Below are 9,364 nucleotides of genomic sequence, written 5' to 3'. Positions count from 1 at the left end.
TGACTTCAATGCCGCGATACAGCATCATTTTCTCAATGTCCCGGTAGCTCAACGGAAAGGTGTAATACAGCCAAACGCAGTAGCTAATAATTTCACCAGGGAAGCGATGACGGAAGTACATGGGCAAGCAGTCGTTCTTAAAGTTGAACTAGTACGATTATTCTATGTTCCGGTTAACCTGACAATACGATTCACAGTTGTGACAGCCCACTTGTTGACAGCGCTCCTCCACAAATTGAACCAGAGCGTTCTTTAGCTCTTGCTCCCGCTCAGGATGAGCCGTTAACTGCGTTAAAACTCGGACTTTCAAGTTTGTTATTATCCTTTGTATATAAAGAAATTAATTTATTGCCTCGTTTTAGTCAAAGTCATACAGTCGGAGGATTAAGTTGAAGTTATCTTTAGTTAAAATTTCTCCTTATCTTGTGTTTCATCCAATCGCCGCTTTCTCGTTCAATCTAAGAGGAGATTGGATGTTTTAAGACTGGCTTGCAGAAATCAAAGCGTTACAAGCTCAATTGGGGGATTTTTAGGCATCTAGGTTTTCCTGGAGCTAGTTACGAAAAACTTCGATCGTAAACTTCGCCTACCCGATTTCTAAGCGCGATTGAGAAAAAGCAGCGTAGAGCGTTAGTCAACTGGGAGGAGATTCGGCAGAAGTATCTCGATGAAGGATTTCGCCATCACCTGCATCGAATGCTGCTCCAACCCGCCATCAAGGCGGGTCAGAGTCATCCTGAGCTAATGAGGTCGCGATCTGTTAGCAAACAGAAGTGCCCTTTGGCTGTCCCCGATACTACACGCAGGAGATCGCTCCGTATCAAGCGAACTTCGCATGCCCCTACCACCACGATTGAGAACATATGTGCAGGTTTCAATAACAAACCGTCTTGCGGTGCAGCTAAAATCTTGCAGATTTAACGAGAGTCTTGCTGTCTCAACAGCTTTTGAACTTCTGAACCTGGCTGATAGTTGACACCAAACGATGAGCGATCGCTGTCGTTTAGAATTTCGGGTGTCACTAAAATAACTACTTCCCGGCGCTCAGTCGTGGTCGCCCGACGCTGAAATAATCGACCAAGTAAAGGAATATCACCCAAGATAGGCACTTTCGTTACATTGGACCGGACCTGATCCTGAATGATGCCAGTCAGAATTAAGGTTTGCTCATTTCGCAATCGGATGCGACCCGTTTCCAAGCGACGCTGGAGGAGCAGCCTAGCTTGAGAACCCTGATCTTCAAACACAGCACCGGAAGGAGCACTAATTTCTGGCGAAATATTGAGCGTTACGTATCCCTGTGGATCAATCCGATCCACCGTGACGTTTACAATCACACCCGCTGGTCGAATAATCGGACGACGTCTTAGCGGCGTGACGGTGCCAGTCGTACCCAGAAATCGAGTATCTTCAATTGTTTCAAAACCCGAAAAAATTTCTTGCGTTAAATTGACTTGCGCTGAACTCCCTTCTTGAACCACCAATGTAGGATTCGTCAGAATCTTAGCAGACTGATTCTGAATGGAAGCAAGCAAGTTTAGTAAGAAGTTGCGAGCTAGGGGAACAGCCGCGCCAGCGCCTGTGGAGGTTCTGCCAAAGTTAGCAAAAAATGAGCCTGCCGTATTAAACCCCAGTCCAATCGTGTTGCTCGCTTGATACTGCAAATCAGCATTCGAGTTACTACCTTTGATCAGATCTACATCAATAATCTTGATGTTAACGGCTACTTGTTTGGTTAACACATCTAGCTGCTTCAACTTTAGTGTCGCGATCTCAACTAAGCGCCGCGAACCGATTAAAGTCACTGTATTGGTGCGCGGTTCAGCAATCACTTCTAATCCATTGAGTAGGTTAGAACTAGACCTGCTAGAGGGTAGTTTGGAGAAGTCGGGCGGCAAAGCTGACTGAGAAAAACCAGAACTTGAAGATTGAGCCGAGAACTGGTTAGAGGAAGGAATAAAAGTACTTGCAGAGGCAGCATTAAAAGTGTTAGCCGGTTTGTTATTAACACCACCATTCGCTCCAAGCAGCTCTAAAAATTCTTTTGCTCCTTGGTATCGAACATTTTCTGCCGTCGCGGTTGCTCGCTTAATTGAGGTTTGTGCTGTTGCTGCCGAGGCTCTGACATCAAACCCACTGAAATTGCTTGAGCCGGTACCAAAACTGCTACCTGTACTCGATCCGCTGACTGTTCCTCCTGTTTCTGCCAAGCTGGTTAGAGTTTGAGTAACAACTGAATCAGAGGTTGCCTTAACCTGGTTCAACTGGTAAGTTCTCATCAGCTGAGTCTGTGCATCATCCAGGTAAACATCCGAATAAGCAGAGTCTGCTACCGAATCAGCCCTTCCCTGAGGTATGGAGGATAAGGAAGCATTCAATCGGGATGATTCGGAGAACGGAGAAGAGCTGACCTCCGATGATTGAATAACACTGGAAGTAATAGAAGGTGTTGGGCGATCTGGCGTTGAAGCTGAGCGATCAGGAGCCCGAGAAAGAACATTATTGGAATTCAATGCAGCAGGTTTCTGCATAGAACTCGACTCAACCTTCTTCTGCAACTTGGATGAAAAACTTAAGGTAATACTCTTGCCATCCTGCCGAACCACTCGTTCAACGGGCGAAGCATGAGTACCATTAATGATGATCGAAACCTGATTTGGCTCAAACTGCCCTACCAGTATTGATGTAATCTCAGGTGTAGGGTTCTCTTGACGCCAGGCATTGCCTTGGGGTAAACGAAGCTGGGTGTTTACAAAGTTCATCGTGAGAGTATTTTCACGGCTCACACTTGAGCGTTGCATCTGAGGATTGCCTTGCACCTCGAAAGTCACTTCTAGCCCTGTCTGAACTACTTGAAGTTGAATTCCTGTAATTGCTGTTTTGATCTCGGTTGCTGTAGCAACCCGGGCGAGACCCACAGAGGCGCTAACTCCCATCAGCACTAGGCTAATTGAACGATGCATTGTTTTATAACTCTATATTTTGAAACCTTAAAGAAAGGCATTGGGCAGAATGCTTCTCTTTAAGGTTTTAGATAAAACTACCAAAAGCTAGGTTGTCAGGCAATAGGGTAGTAAAGCCAGATAGGGCAGTTTGCTAGATGGCAGTGACTAGCAATTCATGAATAACTGGAGAAACATTTGGGTTGAGATGCTCTAGACAAAAGTTTCTCTATCTCTTCACTTAACCCCTCGATGCTGCCCACGGACCCCAGATTGCAAGAGTTATTCCAGGAGACTGAATATTCACAAACAAGGTCTTACCATCCGGCGAGAAGCAGGCACCTGCATATTCACTGTCGTTGATATTATTCTTGGCAAACTGATACAGTTCACCTGCCCGATTAACACCAACTACATAGTTGTCTCCATCTCCATCCTCACAAAGGATGAGGTCACCAAATGGAGCAACCGTGATGTTATCTGGGAAATCTAGCACACCCTGCCCTGGAGATTCTACGCCGAGAATTAGTTTTTCATTTCTAGGATCATAGGCAAAAACCTGTCCATGACCGGCATCGCCTCCATTGGTGCAGACAAAGTAAACGGCACCATTTCCATACCAAGCGCCTTCACCTCGTGCAAAGATTGCTGCACCTTTGGCTTGCGCTTGAGCTCGGACTGAACTAGCGAAATCATTGGTCTCAGGATCAACGTTGTCAATCGTGACCCAGCTCGTTGATAAAGGAACATTTTTGTAGGGAAGATAGCCCTTACGAGTATCGACAGGTGCTCCCTGAATGACTAGCGCCTCAAGCGTGCCACCGCTCCGCAAATTGCCAGGCTGGTTTGGGCGGAAGCGGTAGAAACAGCTATCGCGTTCGTCCTCAGTTTGATAAACCCAACCGTTAGCCGGATCAACAGCTACGGCTTCATGATTAAAGCGACCCATAGCAACGAGAGGAACAGGGTCGGAAACAACCATATCGACTGTTACCGGAACTTCAAAGTTATAGCCATGCTTTCTGTTCGCACCCCGTGTACCAGGAAGGTCTAAGTTTTCTTCACAGCTAACCCAGGAGCCCCAAGGAGTAGGACCACCCGCACAGTTGCGGATCGTACCTCCTAGAGAGCCAAACTGTCTGAGAACTTGACGGTTAGGACCTATAACTAATGTCGTCGTACCACCACCGACTTGGTCGTATAGTTTGGGTACTCTAACTGACCGAGAGGAGTTGGGATTTAGTTCGTGATTTCGCACCAAGATCGTGGTGTTGTTAGGTCCGGGGAAAGCTGCCATGCCATCATGAGCACCCGGTACTGGGTTGCCGTCATCCATCGGCTGACCCGTGATCGAGATTGCAGTGTAGTTAAAGCCGTTAGGCAATTGCAAGATGGGAGTGCTACCTAGATCAATTCCACCAACAACGACACCCCTGAGGTCACTGGCATTAGTAGGCATTTGAGGCGATAGCGGACCGTAGCCAGTCCCACGAATACCTTGACCCTTTGCAACTCTTGCATAAAGAGCTTCTAGAGGAGAAATCATTGTGACACCGGCAGCAGTTGTGCCAGCTAATGTTAAAAACCGACGTCGAGAGACGCTCATATATCCGTGAAGTCTTTCTAAACACGGATGCTAGCGTACTAAACTACGATCAAGGAAAAGCTAACGCTGGTTTAAGGTTTGATTATTTAAGTATTGGTTAAATAACAGAGGTTGCAGAATATACCAATATGTGTAAGAGGGCTAATTGTTGTACAGTGCCAAATTAAACGGTGTCGAGGCAAAATCGTGTCATTGAATATGAACTATTTGTGTTGTCACATACATATATAGCGATAGGGTTGAGGCTAAGATTGTAGCTTCCCTATAAACCATCAACTCGGTGACTGAAGCTGACCAACGTCCGGAAGGTCAAGGCATCCCCAGCATTTCAGGTGAAATGTTGAATCAGATTATGAATGCAGTTTCGTTCTCGGGTGATCACGAGATTGCAAGACTGGCAATCGTCATTAAGAACGTCAGAAGTTTTAAGGCAGGATTGGCTGCATCTAATTTAGCCCTACGTCATGCCAGTGGGGAGTACGATCAGGCGCTGTGCCTCAGTTTGTACCAAGCCCTGCGGCAAGTGAATGCCATTGACAGTGACAATGGTATCAGGGTGAGTACCTTACAGCGTCTCTGGAGGTACAAACAAATTCCACTCCTAGAACTAGAGACAAAATTTGGGGAGCGTTGAAGAAAGGGTGGGCATAAGTCGATGACTTGGTCGTGGCTGAAGGATTATGACCATCGAGAGGTAGCGATCGCGACGCATACCCTCGACTTCATGCAAATGTCTGTATACCCGCAAGGGACTAACTGTGCAACCCACTGCGCCATTGCCCGACAAAATTAAGCAATCGTTTGAAAGACGTGCCGCAGAAATTGAGTACCCCGTAGAAGCAGTACTAGAAATGGCACTTGCAGGCTTCCTCGACAGCGAAAGCTTGAGTTTTTCCGATTGCAAGCCTCAATATTAAGGTATTTAATTCCATTCAGTTATAACAGGAACCTTCAGAAACTGAGTGTGCGAGTTCGATAAATGGGGATCAAATTCGCAACATAATACGGCTATGTTACAACTCTGGACTATTTTTGGACTGACGAACATACTACAACGAGGCTAAAACCCGCATTTTCTCGTTCAGTCCAAATCTTCAATTCAGTCCAACTTAAAATGGCTCAATTCCAACCAGGAAGGCAAATTGAGCCATTTTTGCTGCTGTTGAACTTCTGCGGAGCGAGGCAGAAGCGCGATCGCTACGGATCAAGCGGGCTTCGACCTCAGCCGCCCCCATGTCCTTCGGATGCTGTTTGTTGTGAAACAGGATGAAGGGGCGAATCCATTGCACATACGCTTCTTCAGTCCGATACGAATAGTGCCGTACTCGAATCGCATCACGCACTTGATCTAACAGCTTTTTGGGTGGTGAGGTCATTCCGTTCAACCCCAATCTTCAATCTGGTTGAACGAGATCTTAGGCAGAATAGTACAGACTTTCGCTGAGAAGAAATACGGAAATTTTCGGTCTAATGCCCCTGTCGAGGGGTAATATGCGGAATGTGAGTCGATCTAATATTTCAAATCTCGGCATTAGGCAGAAAAAGTCGATCTAATTCCCCAGTTTAGGGTGTTAGCCCGACTCTCAGCAGTCTAAATCGCTCCAGAAGGGTGTTATGCCGACCACGTTCGGTCTAACGTCCAGGTATGGGTGATTAGGCGGAAAGAGTCAGTCTAATAAATAGTTAGGCGTTGATACACTTCTTCTGTGGACGAAAGCCATAATCAAGTCCTCACACAACATCGATTTATTTAGTGTGCGTCTGCTTACTCCTGCCGACGCTGAAGCGTACCATTCAGTGCGCTTGCAGGCGCTTCATGAACAACCACCTGCTTTCGGCTCACTCCCTGAAACTGAGCCAAGTATCTCCGAGACTGCTGCGAGACTTGTAGTAAGCGATGAGCGTTGCTTCTTAGGAGCGTTTCAAGGCGAACAACTTATCGGCATCATCCGGATTTCTCGCTATTCAGCACCCAACGAGAAGCACCGTGCTTATCTTGCGGGTCTGTATGTCCTGCCCTCGTTTCGTTGTCATGGTTGTGGAAGAGCGCTCATCCACCACGCATTGAGTTGGGCAGCAAATACTCCAGGTATCAGGAGGGTTAATCTAACTGTCGTAACCCAGCAAGAAGGAGCAATCCGCCTTTATCAGTCGTTCGGCTTCCGCATCTACGGTACTGAACAGGAGACCTTTTCACGAGATGGACAATTCTACGATGAGTACTTGATGACCTTAGAACTCGACTTTGGTAATAACTGCAACGCCTAACAATCCGCTTGCACACCGACCGTTTAAAGGGGATTGGTTGAGTCCGAAAGGGTTCTGCGGCGGGTGAAGCGAGTCGTTATGCGGCTTGAGTCATTGGTGTTGGCGGTGCTTGGAACGTGTCTGTTGGATTCATTAAACTTAAGACGTTGAGTAAGCCCATCCTCAGATGGCTCTGAAATTATGGCATTTGAATTCGATCATCTCTTTATCTGGACTGACGTTGGTGCTTACGAAGCTGAGCGCCTAGTATCATTTGGTTTGGTGGAGGGAACCTCTAATACGCATCCTGGGCAGGGCACAACTAATCGCCGTTTCTTTTTTCATAACGCAATGTTGGAGTTGTTGTGGATTCATGATCCAGAAGAGGCAAGGTCTGAGCTAATCCGTCCCACTCGCCTTTGGGAGCGATGGACGCATCGGAACGATGGTGCATGTCCATTTGGGATCTGTCTGCGTCCGGTCATAGGTTCTGGTGACACAATTGCATTTTCCAGTTGGGCATATCGCCCACCTTATTTGCCTAAAACAATGAGTATTGAGGTGGGAAAGAATAGTGATGTGTTGACTGAGCCATGGCTGTTCCAGACTCCATTTGGTCAACGTCCAGATCGATATCCTGTTGAGGAGTCACAACCTCTAGATCATGGTATTGGTTTACGCGAAATTACTCGTGTAGAGTTGGTCAGTCCTGCTGCAAATAGTTTGTCACCCGAACTTCAAGCAGTGGTTAATACAAAGCAGATAAAGCTACGAGGAGGAGCAGAGTACTGTCTAGAGCTTGGGTTTGATGGAGAAGTGCAGGGGAAACAGGTAGATTTCCGACCTCAGTTGCCGCTTGTTATGAATTGGTAGCGTAAAGTCGTCACCTAACAAGTCGCTGCACCGGAACGATGAGCCTGGTTGGTTGTTCGAGAGGTTGTCTACGTCCGGTGAGCTTGGTCGTTAGACTGCTGAGGTATCGGTAGGGTGGCACTTCAAAATTATCTGTTAGTATTCAGCATTGAGTATTGATGAGATTTTTAATGAAACGATGAGTTTAAGTGCTGTGAGAGATTCACGGTTAGATTATTTCGTTCGTCTCGACCACAGAATCTTTTCTGATGACAGAGGTAGAGCGGATTAGAGCACGATAATGAAGTGGCTTTCAAAAAGGAGTAAACAAGTGACAACTGACAGAGCAGTCGAGGAGCGCATTATTCTTGAATTAGATACCGCCTTTCTTGATGCTTTTCTACGGCGTGATGTAGCAGTGGTTGATCGTGATCTACCAGATGACTTCTTAGCTGTCTTTCCAGATGGTCGAGTCGCAAATAAACAGATGGAACTGGAAAATGTCAGGCACGCTGCGGTTGAGTCGTACACAACAGATGAAGTTCAGGTGCATTGGTATTCCGATACAGTAGCAGTAGTCAATTTCCGTATGGTGTTAAACATGAAGGAGCGAGGACAGAAACAAGTTAGGGACTTACACGTTTACATCAAACGGGACGGGAAATGGCAAATGATTACAGGGCAAGTGACACCAATTCTGCAACCCTGATTATTGACGACAGAGATAGGTATGTCGCAACGATCGCACAGTCTAACAATCCTAGTGCAGCGGATTGCCTGGAGCCGATTGTGGTGTTGCAAAGTCTTTAGCAACCGCTGACCACGATCGTTAAAGCTATATTTTTGAGTTCTGGTGAGCTGCCGCACACCGCAGCAGTCCCGGGCTTAAAACTCGTGCATCTGCTACATGCTACCTAAGTGAAAATAGGAACAAATTGGGTAAGTTAACCCTAGCCCTAGAGAGCCTGCTTCGTTCATGATAGAAGCATATTCAAAACCGCTAGCCGCTCTATTCACGCTGGCATTTATTAGAAGAAGCCCAGGGCAATTGCCCTGGGCTTATCAGTTGTTGCATCAAGATCAGCTGCTCGTTCTAATCAGTTGCCACAATCGGCAGAAAGTCGAGATGCAGAGCGCTTCGGGTGCTTTAGGAGAGTTGAAGATTCAGTCGGCTAGAAATCGACACAACAATACCCTTCTTCCGCAAATCGCCTAACGCTTTGTACAAATCTCCCTCATCCAACTCCCAACGATCGCAGAAAGCAAGCACATCGATCGCAGGAGTTAGCTTTCCGGGATAATCAATCTGCAAGGCAAAAAAGACATAATCACGATCGCTTGTCACAAGCTTGAGACCGCGAATCCGTAGAAGTTCATCTCGATCCAGCAAATAGCTAACAGCGGCGGCAGAATCAGGTTGAGTCATAATTGAATAGTACATAAGTACGATCGATTATACGGGGTATTTCCTCATAACAATGCAAACAGAATAAGGTTCGCAGTCCTACTCTGCTGTCTCATCTCAAGATTAGTAGTCTCAAAACCGGGTTGGACTAGAATCGGACTAAGTCGCCATTTTGTAGTACGCTGTAACGCCCAAAACTGGTATCATCAACTTAACCGCTTATGTTCAAAATTAAGTACAATAATGCCTGAACATTCGGCGTTGCTCAATATTACGCAGCAACTTTCAAGCAAGCAATTTCTCGCCAATCTT

Annotated in this window: 7 protein-coding genes and 2 pseudogenes; 4 read left to right on the top strand and 5 right to left on the bottom strand. The window is 46.5% G+C overall.

Going from position 1 to position 9,364, the window contains the following annotated elements; all coding sequences use genetic code 11:
• The 3 genes and pseudogenes from NC980_RS25820 to NC980_RS25810 form a co-directional block, all read right to left on the bottom strand.
• Window positions 1-121: pseudogene (locus NC980_RS25820) on the bottom strand (IS6 family transposase); the annotation flags it as partial.
• A 796-nt stretch (window positions 122-917) separates the two neighbouring features.
• Window positions 918-2,963 carry an AMIN domain-containing protein gene (locus NC980_RS25815; protein ID WP_190375051.1) on the bottom strand — a complete coding sequence of 682 codons (2,046 nt, stop codon included), beginning with the start codon at window positions 2,961-2,963 and terminating at the stop codon, window positions 918-920.
• A gap of 220 nt (window positions 2,964-3,183) precedes the next feature.
• Entirely contained in the window at window positions 3,184-4,548 is a 1,365-nt protein-coding gene (locus NC980_RS25810) for an alkaline phosphatase PhoX (protein WP_190375050.1), read from the bottom strand.
• A gap of 280 nt (window positions 4,549-4,828) precedes the next feature.
• Between NC980_RS25810 and NC980_RS25805 the strand changes: the two genes are divergently transcribed.
• Complete coding sequence (locus NC980_RS25805; protein ID WP_190375049.1) at window positions 4,829-5,182, top strand: hypothetical protein; 354 nt, start codon at window positions 4,829-4,831, stop codon at window positions 5,180-5,182.
• A 577-nt stretch (window positions 5,183-5,759) separates the two neighbouring features.
• On the opposite strand, the pseudogene NC980_RS25800 reads toward NC980_RS25805, so the two are convergent.
• Window positions 5,760-5,924, bottom strand: a pseudogene (locus tag NC980_RS25800) (phage integrase N-terminal SAM-like domain-containing protein); the annotation flags it as partial.
• Between the two features lie 379 nt (window positions 5,925-6,303).
• Between NC980_RS25800 and NC980_RS25795 the strand changes: the two are divergent.
• The 3 genes from NC980_RS25795 to NC980_RS25785 all read left to right on the top strand — a co-directional run bounded on the left by NC980_RS25795 (window position 6,304) and on the right by NC980_RS25785 (window position 8,356).
• Window positions 6,304-6,816, top strand: a complete 513-nt coding sequence (locus NC980_RS25795) for a GNAT family N-acetyltransferase (protein ID WP_347272554.1) — start codon at window positions 6,304-6,306, stop codon at window positions 6,814-6,816.
• A 180-nt stretch (window positions 6,817-6,996) separates the two neighbouring features.
• Entirely contained in the window at window positions 6,997-7,668 is a 672-nt protein-coding gene (locus NC980_RS25790; RefSeq protein ID WP_190375048.1) for a hypothetical protein, read from the top strand.
• Between the two features lie 310 nt (window positions 7,669-7,978).
• Window positions 7,979-8,356 carry a nuclear transport factor 2 family protein gene (locus NC980_RS25785; protein ID WP_190375047.1) on the top strand — a complete coding sequence of 126 codons (378 nt, stop codon included), beginning with the start codon at window positions 7,979-7,981 and terminating at the stop codon, window positions 8,354-8,356.
• Between the two features lie 438 nt (window positions 8,357-8,794).
• Here the strand turns inward: NC980_RS25785 and NC980_RS25780 are convergent, their stop codons facing one another.
• Window positions 8,795-9,088 carry a hypothetical protein gene (locus tag NC980_RS25780; RefSeq protein WP_348254088.1) on the bottom strand — a complete coding sequence of 98 codons (294 nt, stop codon included), beginning with the start codon at window positions 9,086-9,088 and terminating at the stop codon, window positions 8,795-8,797.
• Between the last annotated feature and the right edge of the window lie 276 nt (window positions 9,089-9,364).

It is taken from the genome of Leptolyngbya sp. AS-A5, assembly GCF_039962495.1.
Taxonomy (GTDB): Bacteria; Cyanobacteriota; Cyanobacteriia; order Leptolyngbyales; family Leptolyngbyaceae; genus Leptolyngbya.
This window is presented reverse-complemented; position numbering and strand designations above follow the sequence as displayed.

Coding starts and splice junctions, on each gene's coding strand:
- NC980_RS25815 (WP_190375051.1), bottom strand. CDS start 2,963: ATGCATCGTTCAATTAGCCTAGTGCTGATGGGAGTTAGCGCCTCTGTG.
- NC980_RS25810 (WP_190375050.1), bottom strand. CDS start 4,548: ATGAGCGTCTCTCGACGTCGGTTTTTAACATTAGCTGGCACAACTGCT.
- NC980_RS25790 (WP_190375048.1), top strand. CDS start 6,997: ATGGCATTTGAATTCGATCATCTCTTTATCTGGACTGACGTTGGTGCT.
- NC980_RS25780 (WP_348254088.1), bottom strand. CDS start 9,088: ATGTACTATTCAATTATGACTCAACCTGATTCTGCCGCCGCTGTTAGC.